This window comes from Comamonas composti DSM 21721 (genome assembly GCF_000429845.1).
GTDB lineage: Bacteria > Pseudomonadota > Gammaproteobacteria > Burkholderiales > Burkholderiaceae_C > Comamonas > Comamonas composti.
In genome coordinates this window covers 182,172-197,824 of sequence record NZ_KE386972.1, presented here as the reverse complement: position 1 = coordinate 197,824, position 15,653 = coordinate 182,172, and the positions used below count along the sequence as shown (strand labels likewise).

Below are 15,653 nucleotides of genomic sequence, written 5' to 3'. Positions count from 1 at the left end.
GTGCAGGTCCTAGCCGGCCAGCGCTTCGTGGTCTGCAGGCGCGCATATGGTCTGACCGAACAGCAGACGCTGGCGCAGTCCGGCCACCGGGGTCTGCTGTTGTATGAGGTCGAAGTACCAGGGGCCGTCGGCCACATCGCCATAGAGCACGGCGGCGGCGAGGCGATCGCCCTGCAGCAGCAGGCGCTTGTAGATGCCGCGCCCGGGGTCGCTGAGCACCAGGCTGTCGCAGCCCTGCGCCGCCGCGAGGTCGCCGGCCGCGTACAGGTCCACATTCCTGACCTTGAGCCGGGTGGCCTGGGCCTGCTGTTGGTAGCGCCTGTGGCCGGCCCCCGCGAGATGGGCAGCGCAGACGCGCGCCTGCTCCCACAGCGGCGCGACCAGGCCGAAGGTGGCCTGGCGGTGCTGCACGCATTCGCCCACGGCGTAGATGCGCGGGTCGTAGGTCTGCAGCGTGTCGTCGACGACGATGGCGCGCTCGCAGTACAGGCCTGTGTCCCGGGCGAGCCCGATGTCGGGGTGCACGCCTGCGGCCATGACGACGAGGTCGGCCTCGATCTCGCTGCCGTCCTCGAAGCGCAGGCCTTGCACGCGCGGCCCGCCAAGAAGGGCTGCGGTGCGCGCGCCCAGCACAAAGCGCATGCCGTCCGCCGCCAGTTTTTTTTGCAACAGGCCGGCGGCTGCGGGGTCGAGCTGGCGCTCCATGAGGCCGGCATGCAGATGCACCACGGTGACCTGCATGCCCTGGCGCAAAAGGCCGCTGGCCGCTTCCAGTCCCAGCAGGCCGCCGCCTATGACCACGGCCTTTCTGTGCGTGCGCGCGGCCTGCTGCATGGCCTGCACGTCGGCATGGTCGCGAAAGCCCGTCACGCCCTGCAGATCGCAGCCGGGAACGGGCAGCACGAAGGGGCGCGAGCCCGTGGCGATCAGCAGCCTGTCATAGGTGAACACATGATCGCTGCGGGTGCGCACGCAGCGGCGGCCCCGGTCGATCTGTACGGCGGCGTCGTCCAGGTGCAGCGCGATGCCGTGCTGCGCATACCAGGCGCGCGGGTGCAGCATGATGTCATGCAGCTGCTTGTCGCCGGCCAGCACCGACGACAGCTGGATGCGGTTGTAGTTGCCATGCGGCTCCCGGCCCAGGACCGTGATCTCGTAGAGGTCGGGCGCCAGGGCCAGCAGCTCCTCCACGGTGCGCATGCCGGCCATGCCGTTGCCTATGACGACGAGCCTGGGTTTCATACCGTCACCCAGATCTGTCCGTCTTCCAGCCTGGCCGTGTAGGCGGCCACCGAATGCTCGGGCGCCTCCAGGCACTCGCCCGTGGCCAGGTCGAAGTGCTGCTTGTACAGCGGCGAGGCCACGACCACGCGCTCGCCCAGGCTGCCCACCAGGCCGCGTGCGAGCACGCTGGCTCCGCTCCTGGGGTCGATGTTGGAGATCGCATAGAGCCGGTACCGGCCCACGCGGAACACGGCCACATGCCGGCCGCGCACCAGCGCGCAGACGCCGGTGTCGGGAATGATGTCGCTGGCGGCGCAGACGGCGGTCCAGCCCTGTTCGGTGTGCGGCATGAGGGTGCTCCTTGCTTGATGGCTGCTGGCGCTTGATGGGCGGGCGCTACATGGCGGTTTTCTGGATGAGGCCCAGGCGTTTGCGTTCGGCCTCGCGCGCAGGCCTGATCTGGCCGCGTTCGTCCACGAAGATGATGTGCTCGTCGACCTGGTCGCTGTTCACGAAGCTGCGAAAGCGTTGGCGCACGGCGGGGTTGCTGACGGCGCTTTGCCACTCGTCCTGGTAGCTGTCCACGATGGACTGCATCTGGGCTTCGAGCGCGCTGCCCAGGCCCAGGCTGTCATGCACGATCACATCCTGCAGATAGGTCAGGCCACCTTCCAGGCTCTCGCGCCAGCTGCTGGTGCGCTGCAGGCGTTCGGCGGTGCGCACGTAGAGCATGAGAAAGCGGTCCACGAACCTGACCAGCGTGGCCTGGTCGAGGTCGGCGGCCAGCAGCTCGGCATGGCGCGGCTGCATGCCGCCGTTGCCGCAGACGTAGAGGTTCCAGCCCTTGTCGGTGGCGATGATGCCCACGTCCTTGCCCTGGGCCTCGGCGCATTCGCGCGTGCAGCCCGAGACGCCGAACTTGATCTTGTGCGGCGCACGCAAGCCCTTGTAGCGGTTCTCCAGCGCGATCGCAAAGCCCACCGAGTCGCCCACGCCAAAGCGGCACCAGGTCGAGCCCACGCAGCTTTTGACGGTGCGCAGCGACTTGCCGTAGGCATGGCCGGATTCGAAGCCTGCGGCAATGAGCTCCTCCCAGATCAGGGGCAACTGCTCGACGCGCGCGCCGAACAGGTCCACGCGCTGGCCGCCCGTGATCTTGGTGTAGAGCCCGTACTTCTTGGCCACCTGGCCCACGGCGATCAGGCCGTCGGGCGTGACCTCGCCGGCCGGCATGCGCGGCACCACGGAGTAGCTGCCGTCCTTCTGGATGTTGCCCAGGTAGTAGTCGTTGCTGTCCTGCAGCGCGGCCAGCGGCGGCTGGAGCACGAACTCGTTCCAGCAGGACGCGAAGATGCTGGCCGCCACGGGCTTGCAGATCTCGCAGCCCAGGCCCCGGCCGTGGCGTGCGAGCAGCGCGTCAAAGCTCTGGATGCGGCCCAACTGCACCAGGTGGTAGAGTTGCTGGCGCGAGTACGCGAAGTGCTCGCACAGATGCTGGTTCACGGCCAGGCCCTGCTGTTTCATGCGCGCCTGCATGACCTGGGTCATCAAGGGCACGCAGCCGCCGCAGGAGCTGCCCGCGCAGGTCGCCTTTCTGAGAGCGGCCAGGTCGCGGGCGCCGCCATCCACGGCCTCGCACAGCGCGGCCTTGCTGACGTTGTTGCAGGAGCAGATCTGGGCCGAGCCGGGCAGGGCGTCCACGCCCAGGCCTGGGCGCGCCGAGCCCTCGGCCTGGGGCAGGATCAGGAACTCGGGCCGCTCGGGCAGGGCCAGGCCGGCGCGCAGCATCTGCTGCAGCTGGCCGTATTCCCCGGCCTCGCCCACAAGCACGGCGCCCAGCAGGCGCTTGCCGTCTTCGCTGAGCACGATCTTCTTGTAGACCTGGCGCGCCTCGTCCAGGTACTGGCAGCTGCGGCTGCCCGGCGTGCGGCCATGGGCATCGCCCAGGCTGGCCACCTCCACGCCCAGGAGCTTGAGCCGGGTGCTCGAATCGGCGCCGGCGAACACGGCGGCCGCATCGCCGCCCAGATGGCGGGCCGCCACGCGCGCCATCTCATAGCCGGGTGCCACCAGGCCGAAGACCTGCTCGCGCCAGCTTGCGCATTCGCCAATCGCATAGACATGGGCATCGCTGCTGCGGCAGTGCTCGTCCACCTGCACGCCGCCGCGCGGGCCTATGGCCAGCGCGCACTGGCGGGCCAGTTCGTCACGCGGGCGTATGCCGGCCGAGAACACGATCATGTCGGCCTCCAGGTGGCTGCCGTCGTCGAACTGCAGGCGGTGGCGCGCGCGGGCACCATCGGTGATTGCCACGGTGTTGCGGCCCACATGCACCTGCAGGCCCAGCTGCTCTATGCGCTGGCGCAGCATGCGCGCGCCGCCGTCATCCATCTGGGCGGCCATGAGGCGTGGCGAGAACTCCAGCACATGGGTTTGCAGGCCCAGGTCCTTCAAGGCCTTGGCGCATTCCAGGCCCAGCAGGCCGCCGCCCACGACCACGCCGCTCTGGCATTGGGCGCGCGCGGCCTGCATGGCCTGCAAGTCCTCGATGGTGCGGTAGACAAAGCAAAAGCCGCGCTCGCGCCCGGGCACGCCGGGCACAAAAGGGCTGGAGCCCGTGGCCAGCACCAGCTGGTCGTAGCGCAGCACCCGGCCCGAGGCCGTGGCCACCGTGCGCTGGCGCCTGTCTATGCTCAAGGCCTTGTCGCCCAGCAGCAGCGCATGGCCGGTGCGCTCGAAGAAGCCGGGCTCGACCAGGCTCAGGTCCTCGGCGCTCTTGCCGCTGAAGAATTCGGACAGGTGCACGCGGTCGTAAGCCGGGCGCGGTTCCTCGGCGATCACCGTGACATCGGCCTGTACGCCGCCTTGTTCCAGGCTTTGCAGAAACTTGTGGCCCACCATGCCGTGGCCTATGACGAGGATCTTCATTGCCATTTCAAGCCCCTGCCAAACTGTTGTCGTACAAGGCCTGCTCGCTGGCCTTGTGCTCGGCGGAAAAGCGCACGGCCAGCGCGCACAGGGCCGAGATCGCGACCAGCACGCCCAGCAGCGTGAGCGTGTGCTGCATATCGCCCAGGCCCTTCATCAAAAAGCCTGCAGCCACGGCGCCCACATTGCCGCCCGCGCCGATGATGGCGGCCACGCCGCCCAGGGCGCGCCGGTCTATGAAGGGCACGAGCGCATAGGTGGCGCCGCAGGCCATGTGGGTGAACAGGCCGAAGCCCAGCATGGCCAGCAGGGCCAGGGCCGTGCTGTCGGCGCGTGCAAAGCCCAGCAGGCCCAGGCCCTCGCCCAGCATCAGCCCGCACAGCAAAAGCGTGCGCCCGTCCAGCCCGCGGCGGCGTGCCAGGCGGTCCGAGGCCATGCCGCCCAGCGCGCGAGCAAACAGGGCCAGCAGGCCGAAGCTTGCGGCGGCCATGCCGGCCGAGGCCAGGGACAGGCCGAAGCGCTCCACGTAGTAGATGGCGGCCATGTTGTGGATGAACAGCTCCACGCCAAAGCAGGCGCCGTAGGTGATGAACAGCAGCCAGACGCGGTAGTTGCGTGCCGCGCTCGCAAAGCTGCTCCAGCCGCCCTTGCTGCCTTCGGGGCCCTGGCCCGCGGCGCGCAGATCGGAGAAGTTGCCTTCGGGGCAATCCTGGGTGTAGCGCCAGTAGAGCCAGGCCACGACGAGCATGGCCAGACCCGGCACCAGCATGGCCAGGCGCCAGCCCAGGCTCTGGCTGACACCCAGCATGAGCATGGCCGTGAGCAGCAGCGGCATGCCGGCCTGGGCCACGCCCGCGCCTGCATTGCCCCAGCCGGCCGTGGTCGCGTTGGCCGTGCCCACCACATTCGGCGCAAACATCATCGAGCTGTGGTACTGGGTGATCACAAAGCTTGCGCCAATCGCGCCTATGGCCAGGCGAAAGAACAGAAAGGCCTCGTAGCTCTGGGCCAGGGCCACGCCCAGCACGGGGATTGCGCCCAGCACCAGCAGCCCGCAATAGGTCTTGCGCGGCCCCAGGCGGTCGCACAGCGGGCCCACGATGAGGCGCACGAGAATGGTCACGGCCACGGCCGCGATATTGATGTTGGCGATCTGCGCGCTGCTCAGGCCAAACTCGCCCTTGAGCACGGGCATGAGCGGCGCGCAGGCGAACCAGGCGAAAAAGCAGACGAAGAAGGCCAGCCAGGTCAGGTGAAAGGCCCGCATCTGCGGCGTGGCCAGGCTGAACAAATCGATGCGGGTGGCTTTGCCTGTCATGGAGCGCCCTCGGGTTGAAGGGCCGTCCGCACGGTGCGGGATCGGCCTTGGGCGGTTCATTGCAAGAGGCATGCCAGCCGCGCGCATCAAGGCGCAGCAAGGCGGGGGCGCGATCGGCCGGCGCGCGCAGGCAGCGGCAGGAGCGTTTGTGGTGCAGCCCGGGCGCAAGCCTGGTGCAGGCTGCCGAGTAGTTATCTAAAACAAGAGCTGCCAGCGCTTGCTAGATAACGATTTCAGATGGATTCATGCCTGAAATCGTTGAGGGGCAAGCGCTAACAGCTCTTGTATTTATATGGAGTCTGAGAAGTAGCGCGTGACGCGCGGCGGCTCCTTGCCCTTGTGGTAGGCGAGCTTCTTGTCGCGCAGCGCCACGTCGTCGGCGGTGACGCGGTCGAAGCGGCGCAGGTGCTCGGTCCAGGACTCGTCCACGATCTGCTCCACATAGCGCTCGGGGTGGCTCATGCTGTGCAGCAGATGCCAGGACAGCGCGCCCTGGCGCATGCGGCTGCGCCGGCTCTCCTGCATGAGGGCGCGGAATGCCGGGGCCTGGGCCGGATCGATCTGGTATTCGATGGTCACGACCACGCGGCCGGCCTCGGGCTCAATGCTGGCCTCGGGGCGCTTGAAGGCCTTGGAGGGGCTCAGGTCCTCCTCGATCTGGCGGTCGCGCACCAGCTTTTGCACGAGCAGCATGCAGGCCACGCCGCTGAAGGCGGCCACCACCAGGCTGGTGCGCACGCTGCTCAGGCTCGCGATCTGGCCCCAGAGCGCGGCGCCTGCGGCCGTGCCGCCCATGATGGACATCTGGTAGACCGACATGCCGCGTGCACGCACCCAGTTGGGCAAGGCCATCTGTGCCGAAACGCCCAGGGTGTTGGCGGTGCTGATCAAGGCCATGCCGGCAAGCATGAGCGCGGGCACGGCCACATAGAGGTCGGGTGCCACGGCCACGCCCAGCGTGGCCAGCGCCTGCACGGCCGTGCCCCAGCGCACCAGTTGCTCCTTGGCAAAGGCCTGGCGCAGGCGCGGCAGGAACATGGCGCCCACGATGGCGCCCGCGCCCATGGAGGCCAGCAGCAGCGTGAAGGTGTTGGCGCCGCTGCCGTCCTCGGCCGGGCCGTGCAGGCGCTGGGCGATCAAGGGCAGCAAGGCCATGACGGCCGTGGTCTGCAGAAAAAAGCTCACCGTGCGCGCCAGCACCGCGTGCATGCGCGGTGACTCCTTGACGAACTGCAGGCCCACGCGCATGGCGCTGGGCAGGCGTTCGCGGCCCAGCGGGTTTTCGTTGTGCTTGCGCTTCCAGCGGATCAGCACAAAGCCCGAGATGATGGACAGCGAGGCATTGAGCACGAACACCCAGGCACTGCCCAGGCTGGCGATGATGGCCCCGGCAACCAGGGGGCCGATGATGCGCGAGGCATTCATGGCCACGGCATTGAGCGCCATGGCCGAAGGCAGGTGCTGCCTGGAGACCAGCTCGGGAATCAGGGCCGAGAACACGGGCCAGCGCATGGCCAGGCCGATGCCGTTGGCAAAGGTCAGCACCAGCAGCCACTGAGCCGTCATGCGGCCCGAGAGCACGACCAGGCACAGCACCAGGGCCACGGCTGCAACCCAGAACTGGGTGACGATGAAATAGCGGCGCCTGTCGAGAATGTCGGCCAGGGCCCCGCTGGGCAGGCCCAGCAGGAACACGGGCAGGGTCGAGGCCGACTGCACCAGGGCCACGAGCACGGGGGAGGTGGTCAGCGAGGTCATGAGCCAGGCCGCGGCCACATCGTTCATCCACATGCAGGTGTTGGCCGCCATCCAGATCAGCCACAGCATGCGGAAGGTGGAGCCGGACAGCGGCGCCCATACGGCCTGCGAGGCCTTGGCGGCCTCGCGCCCCTGGGCTGCAGCGCCGATGCGCTCGGCCTCGCTCATGCCCGCAGGGTCCTCCAGCAGCATGCCGGCCGGCGCTGCCGCCGGCGCAGAACCATCGCCGGGCGGGGTCACGGAAGAGGCAGGTGGGGTGGTGGGATCTGGGGAGCGTTGTTCTTCGGCCATGTGGACCGATTCTCGGGGCAAACGCGGCTCGGCGCCATGCTTGCCGGCTGTGTCCGCAGACGGCCCCGGGCCTTGGGTCCGGGGCGGCAGCGGCGCCGCGGATCAGAAGTCCTGGCCCAGATGGGTCAGGGGCAGGGCGTGGCTGGACTTGATCTCGCCCAGCGAAAAACTGGTCTGTATGTCCTTGACGTTGGGCAGGTTGAGCAAGGTGGTGCGCGCAAAAAGGGCAAAACTCTCCAGATCGCGGGCCACGACCTGCAGCTCGAAGGTGCCCGTGCCGCTGATGTAGTGGCAGGAGACCACCTCGGGCAGCTTGCGGATCGCCTCCTCCATCTCCAGCGTCAGCGCGCCCACGGTGCGCACCGCATCGAGGCGTACAAAGGCCAGCACGCCCAGGCCGATCTTGTGGCGATCGATCTCGGCGTGATAGCCGCGTATGAAGCCGGCTCTTTCCAGCGCGCGAACACGGCGCCAGCAAGGAGCTGCCGACAGACCTACGCGCTGGGCCAGCTCGGCATTGGTCAGCCGGGCATTGGCTTGCAACAGACCCAGGATGGCAATATCGAACTTGTCTAAAGTATTCATTAATACCTGCTTTCAAGAAAGATTATTGCTGAAGAAAGCGTTTATAGCGCAAAGAAAGCAAACACTTATCGAGAACGCCCGAATACACTGAATGCTGCGGTCAGACGCAATAACGAGCGGTGCGCATGCCTACCCTGCATGACGCGCAGCCACATCAACGGAGACAAGCCATGAATACCCCACGGCTCCCAGACATCCGGCGCGCGCCACAAGCGCCCGGTATCGCATGCAGGCCCGGCCACGGTTTGCAGCATCAGCGCGCAGTGTATGGCGATGCCATGCGCGCAACGAAACAGGCAGGCTCCGGCGCTCGCCACATCGGTCTGGGAGGTGCGCTATGAATGCCCCACTGCCCGATGCGGTCCGCAAGACGCTGGAAACCGCGACCCTGGATGACAAATACACACTTGAACATGGCCGCGCCTTCATGAGCGGCGTCCAGGCCCTGGTGCGTCTGCCCATGCTGCAGCGCCAGCGCGATGCGGCACGGGGCCTGAACACCGGCGGCTTCATCAGCGGCTATCGCGGCTCGCCCCTGGGCGGCTACGACCAGGCGCTGTGGGCGGCCAAGAAACATCTGGAGGCGAACAACATCGTGTTCCAGCCCGGCGTCAACGAGGAGCTGGGCGCCACCGCAGTCTGGGGCACACAGCAGCTCGACCTCTACCCCGAGTCCAGGAAGTTCGACGGCGTGTTCGGCATCTGGTATGGCAAGGGGCCGGGCGTGGACCGCTGCTCGGACGTGTTCAAGCACGCGAACATGGCGGGCACGGCAAGGCACGGCGGCGTGATCGCGCTGGCCGGCGACGACCACATCAGCAAGAGCTCCACGGCGGCCCACCAGAGCGACCACATCTTCAAGGCCTGCGGCACGCCGGTGTTCTTTCCGAGCAGCGTGCAGGACATTCTGGACATGGGTCTGCACGCGATCGCCATGAGCCGCTTCTCGGGTCTGTGGTCGGGCATGAAGACGATCCAGGAAGTCGTGGAGTCCTCGTCCAGCGTGGCCGTCGATCCCGACCGCGTGAACATCGTGCTGCCCGAGGACTTCCAGATGCCGCCGGGCGGCCTGCACATACGCTGGCCCGATCCGCCGCTGGAGCAGGAACAGCGGCTCATGAACCACAAGTGGTATGCAGCCCTGGCCTATGTGCGTGCCAACCGCCTCAACCACAACGTGGTGGCCACGCCCAATGACCGCTTCGGCCTGATCGCCAGCGGCAAGGCCTATAACGACATGCGCCAGGCGCTGGTCGATCTGGGGCTGGATGACGACACCTGCCGCCAGCTGGGCATTCGCGTGCACAAGGTCAACGTGGTCTGGCCGCTGGAGGCCACGATCACGCGCGACTTCGCGCGCGGCTTGCAGGAAATCCTGGTCGTGGAGGAAAAGCGCCAGGTCATCGAATACCAGGTCAAGGAAGAGCTCTACAACTGGCGCGACGATGTGCGCCCCAACGTGGTCGGCAAGTTCAGCGACGAGCATGGCGGCGAGTGGTCGCTGCCCAACCCCAGCACCGACTGGCTGCTGCGCCCGAATGCCGATCTCACGCCGGCCCTGATTGCGCGCGCCATTGCCGCGCGGCTGCACAAGCTGGGCGTGCCCGCAGACATCGAGGCGCGCATGCAGGAACGCATTGCCGTGCTTGATGCGCGCGAGGCAGCGCTCAGGAGCGCGCAAAGCCAGCCCACGGGCGACCGCCTGCCCTGGTTTTGCAGCGGCTGCCCGCACAACACCAGCACGCGTGTGCCCGAGGGCAGCCGCGCCGTGGCCGGCATAGGCTGCCACTACATGACGACCTGGATGCCGGAGCGCAACACCAGCACCTTCACGCAGATGGGCGGCGAGGGCGTGAGCTGGATAGGCCAGGCGCATTTCACCAAGGACAGGCATGTGTTCGCCAACCTCGGCGACGGCACCTACTTCCACAGCGGGCTGCTGGCCATACGCCAGAGCATTGCGGCCGGGGTGAACATCACCTACAAGGTCCTCTACAACGATGCCGTGGCCATGACCGGCGGCCAGCGCGTGGGCGAGCGCCCCGAGGGCCATTCGGTGCTGCAGATCATGAACAGCCTTTTGTCCGAAGGCGTGGCCAGGCTGGTCATCGTCACCGACGAGCCGGGCAAATACCATGGCGTGGCCCTGGCTCCCGGCGTGACCGTGCACCACCGCGATGAGCTGGACCGCATACAGCGCGAGTTCCGCGAGCTCAAGGGCTGCACGGCCATCATCTACGACCAGACCTGCGCCACCGAAAAGCGCCGCCGCAGAAAGCGCGGCACGCTTGCCACGCCCGACAAGACCGTGGTCATCAACGAGCTGGTCTGCGAGGGCTGCGGCGACTGCGGCGTGGCCTCCAACTGCCTCTCGGTCGAGCCCGTGGAGACCGAGTTCGGCCGCAAGCGGCGCATCAACCAGAACAGCTGCAACAAGGATTTCTCCTGCGTCAACGGCTTTTGTCCCAGCTTCGTGACCGTCGAGGGCGGCACGCTCAAAAAGCCGAGGAAAGAGGCAAAGGGCGATTTGTCCCAACTGCCGCCCATTCCCGAGCCCAGCCTGCCCGTGGCCGAGCAGGCCTTTGGCATCGTCGTGGCCGGCGTCGGCGGCACGGGCGTGATCACCATAGGCTCGCTGCTGGGCATGGCTGCCCATCTGGAAGGCAAGGGCGTGGTCACCCAGGATGCGGCAGGCCTGGCGCAAAAGGGCGGCTCCACCTGGAGCCATGTGCAGATCGCCAACCGGGCGGATGCGATCCACACCACCAAGGTGGACATGGCCAAGGCCGATCTGGTGATAGGGTGCGACCCCATCGTTGCGGCCACGCCCACGACCATGGCCACCATGCAGCCGGGCCGCACCTTCGTGGCGCTCAACAGCCATGGCACGCCCACGGCCGCCTTTGTGACCAACCCCGACTGGCAGTCGCCCGACCAGGGCTGTGCGAATGCGCTGGCCCAGGCCGTGGGCGCACCCATGCTCGGTGTCTTCGATGCCGAACAGGTGGCGGTGCAACTGCTGGGCGACAGCATCTACACCAATCCGCTGATGCTCGGCTATGCCTGGCAGAAGGGGCGTGTGCCGCTGTCGCATGCAGCGCTGATGCGCGCCATGGAGCTCAACGGCGTGCAGGTGGCCAACAACCAGGCCGCATTTGAATGGGGCCGGCGCTGCGCGCATGATCTCGCGGCCGTACGCGCCCTGTTCCAGGCGGAGCAGGTGATCCAGTTCGTCAAAAAGCCTTCGCTGGCCGAAATGGTCGCCAGGCGCGTGGAATTCCTCACGGCCTACCAGGATGCGGCTTACGCCGGCGAATACCAGCGCTTCGTGGACAAGGTCCATGCAGCCGAGCAGGCCCTGGACCAGGGCACGCGCCTGTCCGAGGCCGTGGCCCGCTATCTGTTCAAGCTCATGGCCTACAAGGACGAGTACGAGGTCGCGCGCCTGCATACCGATGCCGCCTTTACGCGGCGCCTTGGCGAGATGTTCGAGGGTGACTACAAGCTCGTTCATCACCTGGCGCCGCCATCCACGGCAGGCAGGAACGCACAAGGCCACCTGGTCAAGAAAAGCTATGGCCCCTGGATGCGCAAGGCCATGGGCGTGCTTGCGCGCATGAAGGGCTTGCGCGGCACGGTCTTCGATCCTTTTGGCCGCACCGAGGAGCGTCGTGGTGAGCGCGCACTCATTGCAGAGTATCGGCAGTGCATGGAGGGCCTGCTCGATGGCATGGGCGCGGGCATGGACGGCCAGCGCCTGGCCCTGGCCGTGGAGATCGCCAGCATCCCTGAGCAGATTCGTGGCTATGGCCATGTGAAGGAGCGCAACCTGGCCGCGGCCCGCAGCAAATGGCAGGCCTTGCTGGAGCGAGGCCGCGCCAAGCGCGTAGACGCGCGCTCATAATGCTCTGCAGAAGGCCGCCAGGCCTTGGCGAGAGACATGAAACCGCCCGCAGCCCATGGCATGGGCGGTTTTTCTTGCCCGTGAAAAACCCGGGGCTGCGCAAGCCCGGGTCCTGGGAGGCCGACCCCCACGCATACAATGCTTTGTTAATCTGCCGGGGCGCGGAACTTGTATCGCCCTGTGCAACCCCTATATTTCTGAATCAGTCCATTACGGAGTCTTGACCGTGTTTATCTCCTCCGCTTTCGCCCAAACCGCCCCAGCCGCTGCCGCCGAAGGCGGCTTCATGGGCTCGCTCACGGGCATGCTGCCCCTGGTGCTGATGTTTGTGGTGCTGTATTTCGTGATGATCCGCCCCCAGATGAAGCGCCAGAAAGAGCACCGCGCCATGGTCGAAGCCCTGGCCAAGGGTGACGAAGTGGCCACGGCCGGCGGCATCATCGGTCGCGTCACGCGCATGTCCGAGCAGTTCCTGCACATCGAGGTGGCTTCCGGCGTCGAGGTCCAGATCCAGCGCAGCGCCGTGGTTCAGGTCCTGCCCAAGGACACGCTGAAATAAGCCTTGTCCTCTTGTCTCGCGGGTGTGATGGCTGCTGTTGTGGCCCCACGCCCTTTGTGCGTTGCTGACTACTAAGAGCGCGATCATGAACCGATATCCGGTCTGGAAGTACGCGATCATCGTGATCGCGCTGCTCGTTGGGGTGCTCTACACCCTGCCCAATTTCTTTGGCGAGGCGCCTGCCGTGCAGGTTTCCTCGGCCAAGTCCACGATCAAGGTGGACAACGCCGTGCTGGAAAAGGTCGAGGCTGCCCTGGCGGGCTCCGGCCTCAAGCCCGATGTGCTCAACCTGGAGGGCAATTCGGTGCGTGCGCGCTTCAACACGCCCGACGAGCAGCTCAAGGCCAAGGACGTGATTCAGAAGGCCTTGATCCCCGATGCCGAGGATCCTGCCTACATCGTGGCGTTGAACCTGGTTTCGCGCTCGCCCCAGTGGCTGTCGGCCATTGGCGCCAACCCCATGTACCTGGGCCTGGACCTGCGTGGCGGTGTGCACTTCATGCTGCAGGTGGACATGGAGGCCGCGCTGACCAAGAAGGCCGACTCCTATGCCAGCGATCTGCGCACCATGCTGCGCGACAAGAACATACGCCATGGCGGTGTCTCGCGTGACGGCAATACCGTGGAGATCCGCGTGCGCGACGAGGCCACGCTCACGGCTGCGCGCAATCTGGTCGTCGACCAGTTGCCCGACCTCACGGCGACTTCGGTGCCCGACGGCGAGGGCTTCAAGCTGCGCGCCACGATCAAGCCCGAGGCCTTGCGCAAGGTGCAGGAGCAGGCGCTCAAGCAGAACATGGTCACGCTGCACAACCGTATCAACGAGCTGGGCGTGGCCGAGCCCGTGATCCAGCAGCAAGGGCTGGACCGCATCGTGGTGCAACTGCCTGGCGTGCAGGACACGGCCAAGGCCAAGGACATTCTGGGCCGCACGGCGACGCTGGAAGTGCGCATGGTGGACGAGTCCTCGGAAGCGCGCGGCGCCGAGATGGGCACCGGCCCCGTGCCCTTTGGTGCCGAGAAATACCTGGACCGCAACAGCCAGGCCGTGATCGTGCAAAAGCAGGTGGTGCTGACCGGCGAGAACCTCACCGACGCCCAGCCCGGCTTCGACGGCCAGACCCAGGAGCCCACGGTCAACCTGGTGCTGGATGCCAAGGGCGCGCGCATCTTCAAGGACATCACGCGCGAGAACGTGGGCAAGCGCATGGCCATCATCCTGTTCGAGAAGGGCAAGGGCGAGGTCGTGACGGCGCCCGTGATCCGCTCCGAGATCGGTGGCGGCCGCGTGCAGATCTCGGGCCGCATGACCACGGTGGAAGCCAATGACACGGCCCTGCTGCTGCGCGCCGGTTCGCTGGCTGCGCCCATGGAGATCATCGAGGAATACACCATCGGCCCCAGCCTGGGCGCCGACAACATCAGCCGCGGCATCAACTCCGTGGTCTGGGGCCTGGTGGCGATCGCGGGCTTCATGTGTGTCTACTACATGTTCTTCGGCGTGATCTCCACGATTGCGCTGTCGGTGAACGTGCTGCTGCTGCTGGCGATTCTGTCCATGCTGCAGGCCACGCTGACCCTGCCCGGCATCGCGGCCATGGCGCTGGCGCTGGGCGTGGCCATCGACTCCAACGTGCTGATCAACGAGCGCATCCGCGAGGAGTTGCGTGCAGGCGCTTCGCCCCAGGCTGCGATCCATGCGGGCTACGAGCATGCCTGGCACACGATTCTCGACTCCAACGTGACCACGCTGATCGCGGGCCTGGCGCTGCTGGCCTTTGGCTCGGGCGTGGTGCGCGGCTTTGCCGTGGTGCACTGCATCGGCATTCTGACGAGCATGTTCTCGGCCGTGTTCTTCTCGCGTGGCCTGGTCAACCTCTGGTATGGCCGCCGCAAACGCCTGCAAAGCCTGTCCATAGGCCAGGTCTGGAAGCCCGAGGGCGACGAGCACCGCTCCGTGGCCAGCCGCGGCACTAGCAACTAAGGAGAAAGAGCATGGAGTTCTTTCGGATCAAAAAAGACATCCCGTTCATGAAGTACGCGTTGATACTCAACGCGATCTCCTTCATCACCTTTGCGCTGGCCGTGTTCTTTCTGCTCACGCGCGGACTGCATCTGTCCGTGGAGTTCACGGGCGGCACGGTCATGGAGGTGGCCTATACCCAGACCGCCGACATCGGCAAGGTGCGCGATACGGTCTCCAAGCTCGGCTATGCCGATGTCACGGTACAGAACTTCGGTACTTCGCGCGATGTGATGATCCGCCTGCCGGTGCAAAAGGATGTGACGTCGGCTCAGCAAAGCGAGCAGGTGCTGGCCGCGCTCAAGGCCGAGGATGCCGAGGTCACGCTGCGCCGCACCGAGTTCGTGGGCCCGCAGGTGGGCGACGAGCTCATGCACAACGGCCTCATGGCCCTGGGCTTCGTGGTGCTGGGCATCGTGATCTATCTGGCCATACGCTTTGAGTGGAAGTTCGGCGTGGCGGCCATCATCGCCAACCTGCACGACGTGATCATCATCCTGGGCTTTTTCGCGTTCTTCCAGTGGGAGTTCTCGCTGTCCGTGCTGGCCGGCGTGCTCGCCGTGCTTGGCTATTCGGTGAACGAGTCGGTGGTGATCTTCGACCGGATCCGCGAGGCCTTCCGCAAGTTCCGCAAGCTGTCCACGCCCGAGGTCATCGACCACGCGATCACCTCGACCATGAGCCGCACCATCATCACCCACGCCTCGACCGAGGCCATGGTGCTGTCCATGTTCTTCTTCGGTGGACCCAGCCTGCACTACTTTGCGCTGGCGCTGACGATCGGCATTTTGTTCGGCATCTACTCCTCGGTGTTCGTGGCTGCAGCCATTGCCATGTGGCTGGGCGTGAAGCGCGAGGACCTGATCAAGGCGCCAAAGGGCTCGCAGCAGGATCCCAACGACCCCAATTCAGGGGCCGTAGTCTAGAAAAAGGGAGCTGTTTGCGCATGACACTCAATGATTTCAGACCGAAATCATTGAGAAAACCCGGCGAGGATAGCGCTAGCAGCTCACTTTTTTTGCTAACTCCAGGGCCTGAGGCCTTGCGAGCCGCAACAGCCTGC

At 66.3% G+C, this 15,653-nt stretch carries 10 protein-coding genes; 4 read left to right on the top strand and 6 right to left on the bottom strand.

Annotation, left to right across the window (positions count from 1 at the left end; translation table 11 throughout):
• Window positions 1-9: 9 nt before the first annotated feature.
• The 6 genes from G486_RS22895 to G486_RS0119520 all read right to left on the bottom strand — a co-directional run bounded on the left by G486_RS22895 (window position 10) and on the right by G486_RS0119520 (window position 8,104).
• A complete protein-coding gene (locus G486_RS22895; protein ID WP_051303685.1) occupies window positions 10-1,242 on the bottom strand; it encodes an NAD(P)/FAD-dependent oxidoreductase in 1,233 nt (410 codons plus the stop codon).
• Window positions 1,239-1,574, bottom strand: a complete 336-nt coding sequence (gene nirD, locus G486_RS0119540) for a nitrite reductase small subunit NirD (protein WP_027017053.1) — start codon at window positions 1,572-1,574, stop codon at window positions 1,239-1,241. The genes G486_RS22895 and nirD overlap by 4 nt, the downstream gene beginning before the upstream one ends.
• Window positions 1,575-1,620: 46 nt before the next feature.
• Entirely contained in the window at window positions 1,621-4,152 is a 2,532-nt protein-coding gene (gene nirB, locus G486_RS0119535; RefSeq protein WP_027017052.1) for a nitrite reductase large subunit NirB, read from the bottom strand.
• A gap of 7 nt (window positions 4,153-4,159) precedes the next feature.
• On the bottom strand, window positions 4,160-5,470 hold the full coding sequence (locus G486_RS0119530) for an MFS transporter (protein ID WP_027017051.1): 1,311 nt from the start codon (window positions 5,468-5,470) through the stop codon (window positions 4,160-4,162).
• 288 nt (window positions 5,471-5,758) lie between these two features.
• Window positions 5,759-7,519, bottom strand: coding sequence for an MFS transporter (locus G486_RS0119525; protein ID WP_051303684.1), 1,761 nt, complete (start codon window positions 7,517-7,519; stop codon window positions 5,759-5,761).
• A gap of 102 nt (window positions 7,520-7,621) precedes the next feature.
• On the bottom strand, window positions 7,622-8,104 hold the full coding sequence (locus G486_RS0119520) for an Lrp/AsnC family transcriptional regulator (RefSeq protein ID WP_027017049.1): 483 nt from the start codon (window positions 8,102-8,104) through the stop codon (window positions 7,622-7,624).
• Between the two features lie 337 nt (window positions 8,105-8,441).
• On the opposite strand from G486_RS0119520, the gene G486_RS0119515 reads away from it, so the two are divergent.
• The 4 genes from G486_RS0119515 to secF all read left to right on the top strand — a co-directional run bounded on the left by G486_RS0119515 (window position 8,442) and on the right by secF (window position 15,516).
• A complete protein-coding gene (locus G486_RS0119515; RefSeq protein WP_027017048.1) occupies window positions 8,442-12,008 on the top strand; it encodes an indolepyruvate ferredoxin oxidoreductase family protein in 3,567 nt (1,188 codons plus the stop codon).
• 226 nt (window positions 12,009-12,234) lie between these two features.
• Window positions 12,235-12,567, top strand: a complete 333-nt coding sequence (gene yajC / locus G486_RS0119510; protein WP_027017047.1) for a preprotein translocase subunit YajC — start codon at window positions 12,235-12,237, stop codon at window positions 12,565-12,567.
• Between the two features lie 85 nt (window positions 12,568-12,652).
• Window positions 12,653-14,551, top strand: a complete 1,899-nt coding sequence (gene secD / locus G486_RS0119505; protein WP_027017046.1) for a protein translocase subunit SecD — start codon at window positions 12,653-12,655, stop codon at window positions 14,549-14,551.
• Between the two features lie 11 nt (window positions 14,552-14,562).
• A complete protein-coding gene (gene secF, locus G486_RS0119500; protein WP_027017045.1) occupies window positions 14,563-15,516 on the top strand; it encodes a protein translocase subunit SecF in 954 nt (317 codons plus the stop codon).
• Window positions 15,517-15,653: the final 137 nt, after the last annotated feature.

Coding starts and splice junctions, on each gene's coding strand:
- G486_RS22895 (WP_051303685.1), bottom strand. CDS start 1,242: ATGAAACCCAGGCTCGTCGTCATAGGCAACGGCATGGCCGGCATGCGC.
- nirD (WP_027017053.1), bottom strand. CDS start 1,574: ATGCCGCACACCGAACAGGGCTGGACCGCCGTCTGCGCCGCCAGCGAC.
- nirB (WP_027017052.1), bottom strand. CDS start 4,152: ATGAAGATCCTCGTCATAGGCCACGGCATGGTGGGCCACAAGTTTCTG.
- G486_RS0119530 (WP_027017051.1), bottom strand. CDS start 5,470: ATGACAGGCAAAGCCACCCGCATCGATTTGTTCAGCCTGGCCACGCCG.
- G486_RS0119525 (WP_051303684.1), bottom strand. CDS start 7,519: ATGGCCGAAGAACAACGCTCCCCAGATCCCACCACCCCACCTGCCTCT.
- G486_RS0119520 (WP_027017049.1), bottom strand. CDS start 8,104: ATGAATACTTTAGACAAGTTCGATATTGCCATCCTGGGTCTGTTGCAA.
- G486_RS0119515 (WP_027017048.1), top strand. CDS start 8,442: ATGAATGCCCCACTGCCCGATGCGGTCCGCAAGACGCTGGAAACCGCG.
- secD (WP_027017046.1), top strand. CDS start 12,653: ATGAACCGATATCCGGTCTGGAAGTACGCGATCATCGTGATCGCGCTG.
- secF (WP_027017045.1), top strand. CDS start 14,563: ATGGAGTTCTTTCGGATCAAAAAAGACATCCCGTTCATGAAGTACGCG.